Below are 15,327 nucleotides of genomic sequence, written 5' to 3' on the forward strand. Positions count from 1 at the left end.
ATATTACTGGCCGTTTCAGGTGTTGTCAACAGTTTGTGACTCAATCCATTCAACGGCCTGCTTGATACGCTTGAGGGTGCGCTCCCGACCGAGCAGATACAGGGTCTGATCGATGGAGGGAGAGACGGAACCCCCGGTTGCCGCCACCCGAAGGGGCTGTGCAACCTTGCCCAATTTTAACTCCAAACGTTCCGCAACACCACCCACTGTCAGATGAATTGGCTCCGGCTCCCATTCGGCCAGGGCCTCCAGGGCGCCATGCAGGGCCTGCAGCACCGGGGCGGCCTCGGGCTTGAGGTTCTTGCGGGCCGCCTTGTCGTCGTACTCGTCGAAGTCCTGGTAGAAGTACAGGCTGGCATCTGCCATCTCAACCAGCGTCTTGGCGCGGTCCCGCTGCACGTCCACCACGTCCCGCAGTGGCGGGTGACCCGAAGGATCCACGTTGCGCTGCCCCATGTGCCAGGAAAGCTGGCGGGCAATGTAGTCGTGGCTCAGGGTCTTGATGTAATGCTGATTGAGCCACAGCAGCTTTTCCGGATTGATGGCGGAGGCCGAGTGGTTCACATCATCGATATCAAACAGTTCGATGAGTTCGTCCAGGGTGAAGATCTCCTGATCCCCGTGGGACCAGCCCAGGCGCACCAGATAGTTGATCAGGGCCTCGGGCAGGAAACCGTCGTCCCTGTACTGCATTACGCTAACGGCCCCATGGCGCTTGGAGAGCTTGGCACCGTCCGGCCCGAGGATCATGGGCAGGTGGGCGTAACGCGGTGGCTCCACACCCAGGGCCTTGAGGATGTTGATCTGCCGGGGGGTGTTGTTCAGGTGATCATCCCCGCGGATCACATGGGTGATCTGCATGTCCCAGTCATCCACCACCACGGTGAGGTTGTAGGTGGGGGTACCGTCGGAACGGGCAATGATCAGGTCATCCAGTTCGCTGTTCTGGAAAGTCACGCGGCCACGCACCATGTCGTCCACGGTGGTCACGCCTTCCACCGGATTCTTGAAGCGAATCACCGGTTCGACGCCTTCACGGGGCTCCTTGCGTATGCGGCAGCGTCCGTCGTAGCGGGGCTTTTGCTTGCGCGCCATCTGTTCCTCACGCATGGCGTCCACTTCTTCCCGGGTGCAGTAACAGCGATAGGCGTGGCCCTCGTCCAACAGGCGTTCCACCACTTCCTTGTAACGGTCAAATCGTTCGGTCTGGTAGAAGGGACCCTCGTCATACTCCAGGCCCAGCCAGCTCATGCCTTCCAGGATGGCGTTCACCGATTCCGCATTGGATCGAGCCAGGTCGGTATCCTCGACACGCAGCACGAATTCCCCGCCGTGCTTGCGCGCATACAGCCAGGAGAACAACGCAGTACGGGCGCCACCGATATGGAGATAACCTGTCGGGCTCGGGGCGAAACGGGTGCGAACTTTCATGGAGTCCCTCGGTTGTGGGGTTAGCTATCAAGCCGCATAGAGTAGCAGAGGGCTCGGGTGGCTTCATCATGGCCAACTGCCCCGGATCAAGTTTCGATCCGGGGCAGGCTCAGATCATCAGCACCACGGCCACCAGCACGCCCGTCTCCACACATTCCGCCAGGGCCCCCGCAGTATCCCCGGTGGTACCGCCGATGCGGTGACGCATCCAGGCACGACCGAGGATGAACACCAGGCCGGCACCCACCAGGGCCCACGCCCCCGCCCAGCCCAGCCCCAGTCCCAGCGGCACCGCCAGGACAGCCAGGGCCACCATGACAGTGACCACCCACGCCGCCGACCGAGGGAAATGTTCAGCCAGCAGACTGCCCATGCCACCGGGGCGCACATAGTCGGTGGTCAAAAACAGCAGCGGCAAGGCAGCCCGCCCCAACAGGGGCGCCAGGACCAGCGCCATCCAGGCCCCCTGCCCCAGCAGTGCCAGCAACTCCAGTACAGCGGCGAACTTGACCAGCAGCACCAGAATCAGAGCGGTCACGCCGGCGGGCCCGCAACGGGGATCCTTCATGATCTCCAGGGTGCGCTCGCGGTCGCCCAACCCGCCAATCCAGGCGTCGGCGGTATCGGCCAGGCCATCCATGTGCATCAGGCCGGTGAGCATCACCCAGGCGACGATGATCAAGGCCGCGACCAGCACTCCCTCGCCCAGGCCCCAGGCCAGGGCCGCCAGGCACAGGCCCATCAGCAGTCCCACCGTGGGGTAATGCAACAGCGACTGCCCCACCTGCCGATCGGTGGGGTTGTTCCAGGAGACGGGAAAACGGGTGAGAAAACGCAGGGCCACCAGGAAAGGCTTCATGAGTGATCTCCGGCGGTTGCTTCCATCTCCACGGCCCCCAGGGCACTGACCCCACTGACCTGCCCCTCATCCTCCAGATGAATGCGGTAGACGCAGGCATGGGGCACATCCAGTTTCAGCAGATCCGAGAGAGGGCGTTGCTGCACATGGAGCAGGATCAGCCGGATCACCCCGCCATGGGTGACCAGCAATTGAGGTCCCGCCTCCACCCTCGCCAGGGCCTCTTGCCAGGCCTGCAACACCCGCTCACGGAAATCCACCAAGGGCTCGGCCCCCGGCGGGATGTGGTTCAGCGGATCCTGCCAGAATTTCCCCAGGGCCTCGGGCTCGCTCTCCATGAGATCCGCCGCAGTGCGACCCTCCCAGGTGCCGAAATGCATCTCCCGCAGCCGCGACTCCTCCTGTAGCGGTATGCCCGCATCCCGGGACCAGTCTCGCGCCGGCGCCAGACAGCGTCGCAAGGGGGAGCTGATGATCTGTTGCCAGGGGCCGTGCCGATCATGGCCGGCCTGCATCCGGGCCCGCCCCAGATCCGTGAGGGCATCATCCAGGCTGCCGCGAAAGGCGAAACCACCTGTGGTCTCGCCGTGACGCATGAGGTCGATATAGGAAGAAGACACGCTCAGTCGGGCTCCGATACCTGGGCCTCGTCAAAGGTGGCCATGCGACCATGCAGATCACAGGCCAAGCGCAGCAGGGGTACGGCGGTGGCGGCACCGCTGGCCTCGCCCAGTCGCATGCCCAGATCCAGCAGAGGATCGGCTGCCAGGGACGACAGCACGTGACGATGACCCGGCTCGGCCGAGGCATGACCAAAGATCATCCAGTTGCGGGCACTGGGACAGATGCGCGCCGTGGCCAGGGCCGCAGCGGAACTGATGAAACCGTCCACCATGATGGGCATCCCCATCTGGGCGCAGGCCAGATAGGCACCGCTCATGGCGGCGATCTCGAAGCCCCCCAGACGACGAAGGCATTCCACCGGATCTTCCAGGTGGTCCCTGTGGAAGGCCAGAGCCCGGCGCAGCACATCGGCCTTGTGGCTGACCCCGGCCACGTCCAGCCCCGTGCCGGGGCCCGCCAGCTCGCGGGGGTCCAGCCCCATGAGGGCGCAGGCCAGCCCAGCGGCGGCGGTGGTGTTGCCGATGCCCATCTCGCCGGCAATGTAGAGTTCGGTCCCCGCCAGGCGTGCCCGCTCGGCGCTGTGACGGCCTGCGTTCATGGCCAGGGCCAGTTGATGTATGTCCATGGCCGGCGCATCGACAAAATTCGCGGTGCCCGGACCCACGCGCACGTCCAGCACCCCTTCCAGGGGGCCGGTATCGGTGACGGTGCCCAGATTGATCACCTCAAGTTGGGCGTCCAGGGATCGAGCCAGTACGCTGATGGCCGCTCCACCCCGGGCAAAGTTGCGCACCATCTCCGCTGTCACCGATTGGGGGAACCGTGAGATCCCTTCGGCCGCCACGCCGTGGTCGCCGGCGAAGATGCTGATCTGCACCTTATCCACGCGGGGCGTGGCGCTGCCCTGCATGCCGGCCAGGCGGCAGGCCAGGGGTTCCAGCAGGCCCAGCGAGCCCAGGGGTTTGGTCAGGCGCGTCTGGCGTTCTTCCGCATCCAGGCGGGCCTGTTCGTCGATATCGGCAGCAGGCACCTGCAGCCAGGGGGTTTCATGATTCAAAGACTTTCTCCTTTCAGTACCAGGGGCAGGCCGGCCACGGTCAACACCACGCGGTCGCTGCGCGCCGCCACGGCCTGATGAAGCCGGCCGGCTTCGTCACAAAAACGTCGGGTCAGCTCTCCCATGGGGACAATGCCCATGCTGGTCTCATTGCTGACCATGATCAGGTGTCCGGGCAGTGCCGGCAGTGCTTCCAGGAAACGGGTCTGTTCCTGGCGGCAGGTGTCCTCCTCCTCGTCCCAGAGCAGGTGGGTGAGCCACAAAGTCAGGCAATCCACCAGCAGGCAGTGGCCGGGCCGGGCGTGTTGGTGAAGCACATCGGCCAGTTCGGCACCCGCCTCCACCAGGCCCCAGTCATCCGGACGGCGGTCCTGGTGATGCTGGATGCGTTGGCGCATCTCCTCGTCATCACGCATCCGGGCGGTGGCCACATAGGTCACCGGCAAACCACTCTCCAATGCCAGGCGTTCAGCCAGGGCGCTCTTGCCGGAGCGAACGCCACCGAGGATCAGTTCTTTCATCAGTTTGACTCCAGCCACTCCAGAATCCGGGCCATATCCAGATGTGTTTCCACCGCATCGGCCAGTTGCTCGAAACCAGCCTCCCGGTCATCGGACAGGTCCCTGCCCTCAACGGCATCCAGCCCAGCCCAGGCGAGCAGGGAACTGAGGGCCTCGCCACGATCAAAAAGGCCATGAACATAGGTGCCCATCACCTGGCCGTCGTCCGACAAGGCCCCATCCGGGCCATGGCTCAGTTGTGTTGCCGGCCTGGCCAGGGCCGCTCCGCGACTCACCCCGGCGTGGATCTCGTAACCTTCCAGGGGCGCGCCATCATGCAGATGTCCCTGCACCTGGCGCAGTTGCTTGCCCTGAGCCAGGGTGGTTTCCATCTCCAGCAGACCCAGGCCATTGCTGCTGCCCGACTCTCCTTCCACACCTTCAGGGTCGTGGAGCAACTGCCCCAGCATCTGAAAACCACCGCAGATGCCCAGCAGGCGGCCGCCATAACGCAGGTGTCGGAAGATGTCCTTCACCCAGTCCTGTTGATGCAGCCAGGCAAGATCCGCACGCACGGCCTTGGATCCGGGCAGGATGATCAGGTCCGCAGGCGGCAGGGTTTCCCCTGGCCCAACCCAGACAAGATTCACCCGGGGATGCAGCCTCAGGGGATCGAAGTCGGTATGGTTGCTGATGCGGGGCAGCACAGGCACCACCACATTCAAGGCCGGCTCGCCCTGCGGGCCGCCTTTTACCGGTATATCGGGCGCCTCGGGCAGCCCATCCTCCGCTTCCAGGTACAGCCCCTTGAGGTACGGCAGCACGCCCAGTACCGGCTTGCCGGTCTCTCGCTCCAGCCATTCCAGGCCCGACTCCAGCAATCGGATATCGCCGCGAAAACGATTGATCACGAAACCCACCACCCGCCGACGCTCGGACTCGGACAACAGCGCCAGCGTGCCCACCAAATGAGCGAACACACCGCCACGGTCGATATCCGCCACCAGGATCACCGGGCAATCCACCGCCTCGGCAAAGCCCATGTTGGCGATATCCCCCTCGCGCAGGTTGATCTCTGCCGGGGAGCCGGCACCCTCCACCAGCACCGCGTCGTACCGGGCCCCAAGACGCTCATGGGCAGCCACCACCCGGCCCAGCAACTCCGGCTTCAGACGTTGGTAGTCGCCTGCGTTGGACAGGGTCAGGGGCTGGCCATCCAGGATCACCTGGGCCCCCTGATCCGAACAGGGCTTGAGCAGCACCGGATTCATGTCGGTATGAGGCGCCACCCGGCAGGCCGCAGCCTGCACCGCCTGTGCCCGTCCGATCTCTCCACCCTCGGGGGTAACGGCACTATTCAGGGCCATGTTCTGGGGCTTGAAGGGAGCCACCGCCAGGCCACGCCTTACCAGGGCACGCCCCAGAGCGGTCACCAGGGTGCTTTTGCCCGCATCGGAGGTGGTGCCCTGGATCATCAGGGTGCCCCGGCTCATGCGCCGTTTTCCCGAAGCGTTTCCGAGAGGGCCTCTTCCAGGCGTTGCCACTGCTGCTCATTGGCTGGCAGGCCGAAACGCAGGCTGAGCGGCTCGGTGAACAACCGGGTGAGGATGCCCTGGCGCCGCAACGCCTGGTGAAGCTCCCGCGCTTGGTCGGTGCGTATCCACTGAAACAGGGAAGTGCCGCCATCGGGCGGCAGGCCGTGAGTATCCAGGCAATCCCTGAGCCGTGCCCCGGCCTCATAAAGGCTCAAGCGGGTCTGCTCCTGCCAGTCGAGATCCTCCAGGGCCTGGGTGGCCACCCAGCGCGAGGGCCCGGTCACGGTCCAGGGCCCCAGGGCGGCAGCCAGGCGCTGGCGGATATCCGCCTCGGCAAAGACAAACCCCACCCGGGCACCGGCCAGGCCGAAAAACTTGCCCAGGGAACGCAGTACGATCAGGCCCGGCTGGGGGCAGATGGGGGCCAGACTGCGCTCCGGTGTGGCGTCCATGAAGGCTTCGTCGATAATCAGCCAGCCGCCCTTGTCTGCCAGACGCTGATGCCAGGACTGCAGACGAGCGGGACCGAACAGGGCCCCGGTGGGGTTGTTGGGATGCACCAGCAGGAGCACATCCAGTGCAGGCAGATGCTCTTCGATGCTCTCCGGCGCCAGGGCCCGCACCGTGTGACCGGCCCTCTCCCACGCATGGGCATGCTCAGCATAGCTGGGGTGCAGCACGCCTACGCACCGTCCTGGCTTCAGCAAGGTGGGCAGGGCCTGAATGGCTGCCTGGGAGCCGGCCACGGGCAGCACGGCAGGGCTCCCATAATAATGTTTCGCGGCCGCCTCCAGGCCATCCTCCTCTTCCGGCAGACGCACCCAGTGCGCGCCGGGTACGGGGGGCACCGGCCAGCCATTGGGATTGATGCCGGTGGACAGATCCAGCCATTCCTCCAGGGGAATGCCCTCTTCCCGGGCTGCTGCACGCAGACGTCCCCCGTGTGGCAGGAAGGGTGCCAAGGGTGAGCCTGCCGGGTTGTCTGCGTTGGATTGGGTCAAGCGTGTCAGCCTCCAGATCAGTGCGAAACGGCATCCTTTGAAACGGCATCCTTTGATGAGGGAGACCTTGGGGCGCCCCCGACATCCTGATACTTCAGAGCCCTTGTAAAAACCGCTTTGGCTGCGGCAATCCCCCGTGGGAGCGGCCCTCGGCCGCGAATGGCTGAGTCATCGGCCGCCGCCCCGACCTGAGACCGGAGTGGACCTCGGGGGGACCGGGTTCCTTACAGCGGGACGCCGTGAACACATCCATGTAGGCTCTGCAGCCGCTTCCCGCGGCTGAAGCCCGCTTACAGGAACCCGCTCCCCCCGAGGTCCGGACAGTCCGGAGTCTTTTTCGAAAAGCCATTCGCGGCCAAGGGCCGCTCCCACAGGGGGTTGGCGGGGCAATCATCTGGCCTCATCACATCATGATGACCAGGGCACCGATTCCCAACACCACCAGCCAGATCCCCATGGCCCGGCGCATCAAGTCCAGCGCCCGATCGATATCCACGCCCTGGGCATCCGCGCCCTCGCCCAGATCCGGGCGCCCCTCGCTGCGTCCATGGTAGATGGCCGCCCCCCCAAGACGCACACCCAGGGCGCCCGCCCCAGCCGCCATCACCGGGCCGGCGTTCGGGCTTTTCCACGCCGTTCCCTGATGGCGCCAACAGCGGAAGGCCCGACGCGTTCCGTCGATCCCGCCCGCGGCCAGGGCATAAGCCAGGGCCGTCAGGCGCGCGGGGATGTAATTGAGCACGTCATCCAGCCGCGCCGCCGCCCAGCCAAAATGCCGGTAGCGGTCATTACGGTAACCCCACATGGCATCCAGCGTATTCACCAGCCGGTAGGCCACCACCCCGGGGGCACCCGCCACCACGAACCAGAAGATGGGGGCGAAGACGGCATCGTTACCGTTTTCCAGCACCGATTCCACGGTGGCCTTGCTGATCTCCGTCTCGTCGATATTCTGGGTGTCCCGACTCACCAGGAAGGCCACCCGCTCGCGGGCCTGTGGCAGATCCCCCTGCAACAGGGCGGCACCGATGCCGCGCCCATGCTCGCCCAGGCTGCGCCAGCCGATGGCCAGGTATAGCAGGATGAGTTCAACCGCCCAACCCCAGGCGGGCGCGGTCAACCAGGCGCTGAACAGTACCAGCGGAATCACCAGCCCCGCCACCAGCCAGGCCCCGCGGCGTCGATCGTCGGCATAACCATGGCGCTCCGCCGCATCAATCAGCGCGCCGAAACCCACCAGCGGATGCCAGCGCCGGGGTTCCCCGAGCAGGCGGTCCAGTAGCAGGGCTGCCAGGATGAGGGTGAATGTCAGCATGCAGGTGTCATCTCAGCACTTCGAACAGCCATCTTGGGCATGGTGCCCTCCGTTTCCCCCTCATCCCCACCCACCAAACAATCTCCCCACTGCCTCGGGATTGGAGGGAAAATAAACATGCACATACGTCGCCGTCATCCCCCCCACCCGATACACCGGCTCTGACGTCGCACGCCCATTGGGGCACCTCGACCGCGCCAACGGCGTCAGCGGCGACTCCATGGCCGAGTGATGGAAGGTGTGCCCCCTCAGGACACCCTCAGGCAAGGTCACCTCCTGGGGACCCAGCGACGCCAGCCTCCCCTGCATCCGCGCAGTCCCCGTCAGCAGGCCAGCCATCTCCGCGCCCTGCCCCTCCTTGTCCTCCAGCCGGTCCAGCAAATAGAGCATCCCACCACACTCGGCCAGCAGCGGTCGTCCGGCCTGCACATGGGCAGCCAGGTCCCGCTTCAATCCGACATTGGCCGCCAGTGCCTCCATATGCAACTCCGGATACCCCCCAGGCAGATAAACCGCATCCGCCTCGGGCAAGCCTTGCCCGGCCACCGGAGAGAAGAACCGCAGACTGGCCCCCATCCGTTCCAGCAACTCCAGATTGGCGGGATAAATGAAGGCAAAGGCCTGATCCCGGGCGATGGCAATGCGCCGACCCTCCAGGGATCGCGGCACCGGCGCGGCACGACCCGGCTCAAAGGCCACCGGCGGCGGCAGCCCCTCCGGCTTCCACACCAGCTGCGCCGCAGCGGCCTCGAGTCGCGCATCGAGATCCGCGATCTCTTCGGCCTGCACCAGGCCCAGATGCCGACTGGGCAACGCGGCATCGGCGGACTTGGGCAGATAACCAAAGGCGATGAGGTGCTCGGGCAGGCATTCCATGAGCATGCCGTAATGTCGTTCACCACTGATGCGATTGGCCAGCACACCGGCAAAGGGCACGTCGGAGCGAAAGGTGGAAAGACCATGGGCCAGGGCACCAAAGGTCTGGGCCATGGCGGCCCCGCTGATGGCCGGCATCACCGGGATGCCGAACCGGGCGGCGATGTCGGCACTGGAAGGTCGCCCGTCGAACAGGCCCATCACGCCCTCCACCAGGATCAGATCCGACTCGCCCGCTGCTTCATACAGACGTTGCCGGGCGTCTTCCTCCCCTGTCATCCACATATCCAGGGTGTGCACGGGGTGTCCGCTGGCCTGCTGATGGATCATGGGGTCGAGGAAATCCGGCCCCGCCTTGAACACCCGCACCCGCCGCCCCTGGTTACGGTGGTAGCGGGCCAGTGCCGCCGTCACCGTGGTCTTGCCCTGACCGGAGCCGGTGGCGGTGATGAGCAGGGCTGGGCAATGGTGAGTGGTCATGGTCGGCCTCGTGGATTCACATCGTCGCCCTCACCCCAACCCCTTGAGGGGAAACTCCACCAACTCCCTTCTCCCCTCGGGGGAGAAGGGCCGGGGATGAGGGGCGGCGGAGGTCACTGTTGCTGGTAGTTTAACGTGACGAAGAAGGCGCGGCCGGGTTGGTTGTACCCCTTTACCGTTTCGTAGTGCTTGTCCAGCGCATTCTGGATCTTGCCGCTGAGTCGCCATTCGGGAGTGATGCGATAAGACGCTCGCAGATCAAGCAATGCAAAGCCACCCAGCCGTTCGTTATTGAGAGGATCATTGTACCGGGAACCTTCAGCCGCCACTGTCGCACCCAGCGTAAAGTCACCCCAGAACCGATCCAGATCCACACGTGCTGTAGTTTCGGGGCGCCGCTGCAATCTATTGCCCGTCTCACGATCCTCATGGTCCAGGTGAGTTAAGGCCGCCAGCGCACTCCAATCCTCTTGAAGAATACCGAACTCAAGCTCCATTCCGCGAATTCTTGCCTCATCAGTATTCTGAGCCGGCCACCCGGAAATCAAATTCTCCACCTCGGTATAAAAAATAGCTAAATCGCCGAAAAAAAGGCCTGACGCATAATTCAACCCAACTTCTAGGCTTTCCGACTTTTCTGCGTCGAGATCAGGATTGCCGTAGGGCTCGAACGGAGGATCCCAACTCAGCATTGGATTGTAAAGCTCATTGAATGTCGGTGCTTTGAATGCAGTGCCATAACTGGCACGCAAGCTCCATTGCTCCTGTAATTGCATTCCCCAAGCAATTTGGCCGGTGGTTTCGTGGCCAAAGGTCTCATTATCATCGTGCCTCAGGCTCCATGCCAGATCATACCTACCCAACTCCACCTGCCATTGCGCGTACAATCCGACATTATCTCTGCGAGTTTCCGAATAGTCGCTGGAGACATTGACACGGTCATTTTGGTAATCCATACCTAACGTGAGCATGTGGCGCTCCGCGAGAGCCACATCATTTTGCCAATTAAAAAGATTCCTCGATGTCTCAAACTTACTAGGCCAGTCGCTAAATGTTTCCAACTCATCTCGACTATGGGCAACTGAAAAAGTACTGTACCAAATGTCCGCCAATTGCCCACGCACGCCAAATTGTGAGGCGTGCTGTCTGAATTCCTGCCTATCACCCGACCCACCACTGTCAAAATCACTCTCACCTTCCGCATGTAGCAGAGAGCCGAAAATCTCAAAGCCGTTTTTCAACTCATGAGACAAGCGGGCCGACACGGAGCTATTCTCATAACCATCCCGGCGATCATCGGCGGTCTCGTCTTGCACATTGATGCCATCAGTGGATAAATGACTGACTGAGAGATTGTAGCGAGTACTTCCCGTGGAACCGGACAGGCCCGCACCCATCTCCCTGGTATTGAAAGAGCCTGCACCCAGATGTGCCCGAAGTTTCGCGGGACCATCCCCTTCCTTGGTAAACACCTGAATAACTCCACCGATAGCATCCGACCCATAAAGACTGGTTCGTGGTCCACGGACAATCTCTACGCGCTCAATCTCTGCAGGAGGTAAATATTGCCACGCAGCTTGCCCCGTGGTTGCTGATCCCATCCGCACCCCATCAACCAGCAACAAAGTGTGATCCGAGTTAGTCCCACGCATGAAAAGACTGGTGGTCTTGCCAAAAGGCCCGTTCTGGGTCAGGCCAATACCCGCCCGCCCCCTCAACAAATCCACAAACTCCTTCGGCTGCAACCGCTCGATCTCCTCCCGCTCGATCACGGTCACGGAGGCCAGGGTCTGGTCGGTGGTCTGGACTGTGCGGGTGGGGGTGACCAGGATGGGGTCCAGTTGGGCCACCTGTTCCTGGGCAGTAGCGAGGGAAGGAATGGCCAGCAGAACGGCTGCCGGCAGGAAGGATCGGGTTTGCATGAGTACGTGCTCTCCGGTGCGCCGCCCGCGCACCTGTGTATGGGCCAGGGTGCGGCACTAGGAGAGCAGCGGATCAATCAGACCCATCGGTGCAAGGCGCACCGGAAAGCCAGATCCACCGGAATGAGACCCGAGAAGACGAGCCGCGCAAAGCCCTCCGCAATGCCGCGTGAACGCATCAGGCCGGTCTCCGGGCTCGCGGACGGGTCATCTTTGACCGGGTCAAGGCACCTTCCCACGCTTGCGCGCAGTGGCTTCACGCCTTGCCGGGGTTGCTGCGCTGACATGCAGAAACCCTCGTCTCGCCTACCGTTGCGGGGGCAGCGCCGGACTGGTCTGCTGAATCTGGCAGACATACCGGCTTCCCGTTTCACCAGACGGATGTCAATCATCTGGCACCTGAAGCGAGGCGGTATCATACGCAAACGATTGTGGATATTCCAATGCGGGCCGCAGGGGTTACTGTCAGGGCAGATGGACATCCATGCACCTGAGGCGCGCCCATTCGCGGCCGAGGGCCGCTCCCACAAGGCTCCATTCAAGCCTGGGAGCCCCCCCCCGAACGCAAGCCCCAACGCGTCCGGTCTGCCTCCGGGGTGGGTTTCTGGAGGCGGGTGTTCGCCGCATGGATGCGGCGGTCAAGCCTACAGGGACGTATTCACGGCGTCCCGCCGCAAGAAATGCACCCCGGAGGCAGACCCTGGGCACGGCGCAAAGCCCAGGCACCCTGGAGGCAGACCCCAGGCATACTGCAAAGCCCAGGCACCCTGGAGGCAGACCCCAGGCATGCAGCAAAGCCCAGGCGCATGGGAGGAAGGCCTTTGGGCACGGTGCAAAACCCAGGCACACAGGAGGTATCAGACCCATTCGCGGCCGAGGGCCGCTCCTACAGGAGGCGGGCGCTGGGAGGGTTGGATACCGGTGGGTGCGGAGGATCATGCAGGTGGTCAGCACCCGCATCGCTGTTATGATGCCCTCCTTTCAAGCGCCCGACCCCAACACCATGAGACACCCCAACCACATAAGCCATACACCTCCATTTCCCCGCAAATGGGCACAAATAGCTGCCATTTGCGCCCTTCTTACAAGCGCTCCAGCAATCACCAACGCTCACGCGCAGCCCGTGACCGTCACCGATGACAAGGGCCGGGAGGTGCACCTGGAGGCGCCGGCCAAACGCACCATCAGCCTGGCTCCGCACATCACTGAAAACCTGTTTGCCCTGGGGGCGGGTGATCAGATCGTTGGGGCCGTCAACTACAGCGACTACCCTGAAGCAGCCGAAGGCATCCCCCGGGTAGGCAGCTACAAACAACTGGATCTGGAATCCATCCTGGCCCTGAAACCGGATCTGGTGGTGGCCTGGGAGAGCGGCAACGTGCGGGCCCAGCTGGAACGCCTGGAAGCCCTGAACTACCCCCTCTACTTCAGTAATCCGCAAACCTTCGAACAACTGGCCTCCGGGCTGGAGCGCCTGGGACATCTCACCGGGCACACCACGGGTGGCGAAGAGGCGGGTGCCCAGGTGCGCCGCACCCTCACCGAACTCGAAGACCGCTATGGCGAACAACCCCCCGTCAGCGTCTTCTACCAGGTATGGGATCGCCCGCTGATGACCCTCAATGACGAACACCTCATCTCCCAGGCCATCCGCCTCTGCGGCGGCCAGAACATCTTCGGCCACCTGGATACCAAGGTGCCACGCCTGGATCGCGAGGTCGTCCTCGCCGCCAACCCCGAAACCATCATCGGCGGCGGCATGGGCGAGGACAACCCACAATGGGTGGAGGACTGGCGCCGCTGGTCCGACATGACCGCCGTGCAGCGGGACAATCTCTTCTTCATTCCCCCGTCCCTGATCCAGCGCCCCACGCCGCGCATCCTGGAAGGCACCCGGATGATCTGCGATTTCCTTGAAACCGCCCGCGAACGTCGCCCGGAGGGCGATGAGTGACGCGCCTGGCGTTCATCCTGACCATCCTGCTGGGGGGCTCGCTGGCCGCCGTGATGACGGCCGTGGCCGTGGGGAGCGTGCCGCTCACCCCTGCCGAGACCCTGGCGGTGCTGACCGGCGGCGGCGAGCCCCTGCATCGCACCCTGATCCTGGAGCTGCGCCTGCCCCGTACCCTGGCCGCCTTTGCCACCGGCGGACTGCTGGCGGTGGCCGGCGCCCTGATGCAGGTCCTGTTGCGCAACCCCCTGGCCGACCCCTATGTACTGGGCCTGTCGGGCGGTGCGGCGGTGGGCGCCCTACTGGCCATGCTGGCAGGGCTGGGCACCGTGGTGGTCTCCGGCTCGGCCTTCATCGGCGCCATGATCTCCACCCTGATCGTCTTCGGCCTGGCCCATGGTACCGGCAGCTGGACGCCGACCCGCCTGCTGCTCACCGGCGTGGTGGTGGCCGCCGGCTGGGGGGCCTTCATCAGCTTCATGCTGGCGGTCAGCCCCACCGAGGAACTCCCCGGGATGCTGTACTGGTTGATGGGGGACCTGTCCCACGCTCACAGCATCTGGCCGGCCTGGACAGTGCTGGTGCTGGTGGTGCTGGCCGCCATGCCCCTGGGGCGCAGCCTCAACGTGCTGGCCCGCGGACCCATGCAAGCTGCGGCGCTGGGAGTGGCGGTGCGGCCACTGGAATGGACCATCTATATTGTGGCCGCCCTGGTCACCGCAACGGCGGTGACAGTGGCGGGCAGCATCGGCTTTGTCGGCCTGGTGGTGCCTCATATGCTGCGCCTGGTGCTGGGCAATGACCAGCGCATCATCCTGCCCGCCTCGGCCCTGGCGGGAGGCATCCTGCTCACCCTGGCAGACACCCTGGCGCGCACCATCATCGCACCACAGCAGTTGCCGGTGGGGGTGATCACGGCAATGCTGGGGGTGCCGGTGTTCCTCTATCTTCTGCACAGGAGCAGGTGACCATGGCATCCCCCCTGCTGGAACTGGTCGACCTGGTCGTCGACATCCCCGGCCGCCCGGACGGCGCGCCCCTCAACCTGGGTGTGGGGGCCGGAGAATGCTGGGGCGTGCTGGGCCCCAACGGGGTGGGCAAGAGCACCCTGTTGCACACCCTGGCAGGACTGCGCCCGGCGCGTCGTGGAAGCCTGCGGCTGGAGGGCAAACCCATCCACCAACTGCCCAGGCGCCAGATCGCCCGGCATCTGGGAATGGTCTTTCAGGATCGTCAGGATGGTTTCCCCGCATCGGTGCTGGAAACCGCCCTCATCGGCCGTCACCCTTATCTGCGCGCCTGGGAACTGGAATCGGCGGAAGACTACGCCGCGGCGCAGGCGGCCCTGGCCCGGGTTGACCTCACCGGCATGGAGGAACGCCCCATCGCCACGCTGTCCGGAGGCGAGCGACAGCGACTGGCCATCGCCACCGCGCTCACCCAGGACCCCCAGGTGTTTTTGCTGGACGAACCCACCAATCACCTGGACCTGCATCACCAGGTGGAGGTACTGGATATCGTCCGCGGGATGGTGACCCAGGGGCGCGGGGCGATCCTCACCATGCATGACGTGAACCTGGCTGCCCGCTACTGCGATCACCTGCTGCTCATGTACCCCACCGGTGAGGCCTGCTGGGGAACCACTCGGGACATGTTGGTGCCAAAGGCGCTTGAGAAGCTGTACAGCCAGCCCCTGGCCGTCGGTGAAGTGGATGGCATGCCGGTCTTCCTGCCGCTGGGACGTTAGGGTTTTGACGGTTTCCTTGGCATCGCCTC

General features: G+C 64.1%; 13 protein-coding genes and 1 riboswitch. Of the genes, 3 read left to right on the forward strand and 10 right to left on the reverse strand.

The window, feature by feature from the left end; genetic code table 11:
* Window positions 1-15: 15 nt before the first annotated feature.
* The 10 genes from gltX to ECTHA_RS0103495 form a co-directional block, all read right to left on the reverse strand.
* Window positions 16-1,431: a glutamate--tRNA ligase gene (gene gltX / locus ECTHA_RS0103450; RefSeq protein ID WP_025282085.1), complete on the reverse strand. Its 1,416-nt coding sequence runs from the start codon at window positions 1,429-1,431 to the stop codon at window positions 16-18.
* Between the two features lie 109 nt (window positions 1,432-1,540).
* Window positions 1,541-2,290: an adenosylcobinamide-GDP ribazoletransferase gene (locus tag ECTHA_RS0103455; RefSeq protein ID WP_025282086.1), complete on the reverse strand. Its 750-nt coding sequence runs from the start codon at window positions 2,288-2,290 to the stop codon at window positions 1,541-1,543.
* A complete protein-coding gene (locus tag ECTHA_RS16970) occupies window positions 2,287-2,910 on the reverse strand; it encodes a histidine phosphatase family protein (protein WP_025282087.1) in 624 nt (207 codons plus the stop codon). Before ECTHA_RS16970 ends, ECTHA_RS0103455 begins: the two co-directional genes overlap by 4 nt.
* Window positions 2,911-2,912: 2 nt before the next feature.
* Window positions 2,913-3,971 carry a nicotinate-nucleotide--dimethylbenzimidazole phosphoribosyltransferase gene (gene cobT, locus ECTHA_RS0103465; RefSeq protein WP_025282088.1) on the reverse strand — a complete coding sequence of 353 codons (1,059 nt, stop codon included), beginning with the start codon at window positions 3,969-3,971 and terminating at the stop codon, window positions 2,913-2,915.
* Complete coding sequence (cobU, locus tag ECTHA_RS0103470) at window positions 3,968-4,492, reverse strand: bifunctional adenosylcobinamide kinase/adenosylcobinamide-phosphate guanylyltransferase (protein WP_025282089.1); 525 nt, start codon at window positions 4,490-4,492, stop codon at window positions 3,968-3,970. Before cobU ends, cobT begins: the two co-directional genes overlap by 4 nt.
* Window positions 4,492-5,964 carry a cobyric acid synthase gene (locus ECTHA_RS0103475; RefSeq protein ID WP_025282090.1) on the reverse strand — a complete coding sequence of 491 codons (1,473 nt, stop codon included), beginning with the start codon at window positions 5,962-5,964 and terminating at the stop codon, window positions 4,492-4,494. Before ECTHA_RS0103475 ends, cobU begins: the two co-directional genes overlap by 1 nt.
* Complete coding sequence (gene cobD / locus ECTHA_RS0103480) at window positions 5,961-6,938, reverse strand: threonine-phosphate decarboxylase CobD (RefSeq protein ID WP_218915905.1); 978 nt, start codon at window positions 6,936-6,938, stop codon at window positions 5,961-5,963. The genes ECTHA_RS0103475 and cobD overlap by 4 nt, the downstream gene beginning before the upstream one ends.
* Before the next feature lie 472 nt (window positions 6,939-7,410).
* Window positions 7,411-8,322, reverse strand: coding sequence for an adenosylcobinamide-phosphate synthase CbiB (gene cbiB, locus ECTHA_RS0103485; RefSeq protein WP_025282092.1), 912 nt, complete (start codon window positions 8,320-8,322; stop codon window positions 7,411-7,413).
* 60 nt (window positions 8,323-8,382) lie between these two features.
* On the reverse strand, window positions 8,383-9,678 hold the full coding sequence (locus ECTHA_RS0103490; RefSeq protein ID WP_025282093.1) for a cobyrinic acid a,c-diamide synthase CobB: 1,296 nt from the start codon (window positions 9,676-9,678) through the stop codon (window positions 8,383-8,385).
* A 113-nt stretch (window positions 9,679-9,791) separates the two neighbouring features.
* Complete coding sequence (locus tag ECTHA_RS0103495) at window positions 9,792-11,600, reverse strand: TonB-dependent receptor domain-containing protein (protein WP_026623503.1); 1,809 nt, start codon at window positions 11,598-11,600, stop codon at window positions 9,792-9,794.
* Window positions 11,601-11,764: 164 nt separating this feature from the next.
* Window positions 11,765-12,018: riboswitch (cobalamin riboswitch) on the reverse strand.
* A gap of 585 nt (window positions 12,019-12,603) precedes the next feature.
* Here ECTHA_RS0103495 and ECTHA_RS0103500 point away from each other — a divergent pair.
* Genes ECTHA_RS0103500 through ECTHA_RS0103510 form a run of 3 tightly spaced genes read left to right on the forward strand, consistent with a single transcriptional unit; the run spans window position 12,604 to window position 15,298 of the window.
* Window positions 12,604-13,554 (forward strand): cobalamin-binding protein, encoded by a 951-nt coding sequence (locus tag ECTHA_RS0103500; RefSeq protein ID WP_051582593.1) that lies wholly within the window; start codon window positions 12,604-12,606, stop codon window positions 13,552-13,554.
* Window positions 13,551-14,519, forward strand: coding sequence for a FecCD family ABC transporter permease (locus ECTHA_RS0103505; protein ID WP_025281646.1), 969 nt, complete (start codon window positions 13,551-13,553; stop codon window positions 14,517-14,519). Before ECTHA_RS0103500 ends, ECTHA_RS0103505 begins: the two co-directional genes overlap by 4 nt.
* Window positions 14,520-14,521: 2 nt before the next feature.
* A complete protein-coding gene (locus ECTHA_RS0103510; RefSeq protein ID WP_025281645.1) occupies window positions 14,522-15,298 on the forward strand; it encodes an ABC transporter ATP-binding protein in 777 nt (258 codons plus the stop codon).
* Window positions 15,299-15,327: the final 29 nt, after the last annotated feature.

It is taken from the genome of Ectothiorhodospira haloalkaliphila ATCC 51935, assembly GCF_000633935.1.
Lineage (GTDB): Bacteria > Pseudomonadota > Gammaproteobacteria > Ectothiorhodospirales > Ectothiorhodospiraceae > Ectothiorhodospira > Ectothiorhodospira haloalkaliphila.

What these genes read in the sequence shown, in the direction of transcription:
- ECTHA_RS0103455 (WP_025282086.1), bottom strand. Translation starts at nt 2,290, where the DNA reads ATGAAGCCTTTCCTGGTGGCCCTGCGTTTTCTCACCCGTTTTCCCGTC.
- ECTHA_RS0103475 (WP_025282090.1), bottom strand. Translation starts at nt 5,964, where the DNA reads ATGAGCCGGGGCACCCTGATGATCCAGGGCACCACCTCCGATGCGGGC.
- ECTHA_RS0103495 (WP_026623503.1), bottom strand. Translation starts at nt 11,600, where the DNA reads ATGCAAACCCGATCCTTCCTGCCGGCAGCCGTTCTGCTGGCCATTCCT.
- cbiB (WP_025282092.1), bottom strand. Translation starts at nt 8,322, where the DNA reads ATGCTGACATTCACCCTCATCCTGGCAGCCCTGCTACTGGACCGCCTG.
- gltX (WP_025282085.1), bottom strand. Translation starts at nt 1,431, where the DNA reads ATGAAAGTTCGCACCCGTTTCGCCCCGAGCCCGACAGGTTATCTCCAT.
- ECTHA_RS0103490 (WP_025282093.1), bottom strand. Translation starts at nt 9,678, where the DNA reads ATGACCACTCACCATTGCCCAGCCCTGCTCATCACCGCCACCGGCTCC.
- ECTHA_RS0103500 (WP_051582593.1), top strand. Translation starts at nt 12,604, where the DNA reads ATGAGACACCCCAACCACATAAGCCATACACCTCCATTTCCCCGCAAA.
- cobU (WP_025282089.1), bottom strand. Translation starts at nt 4,492, where the DNA reads ATGAAAGAACTGATCCTCGGTGGCGTTCGCTCCGGCAAGAGCGCCCTG.
- ECTHA_RS0103510 (WP_025281645.1), top strand. Translation starts at nt 14,522, where the DNA reads ATGGCATCCCCCCTGCTGGAACTGGTCGACCTGGTCGTCGACATCCCC.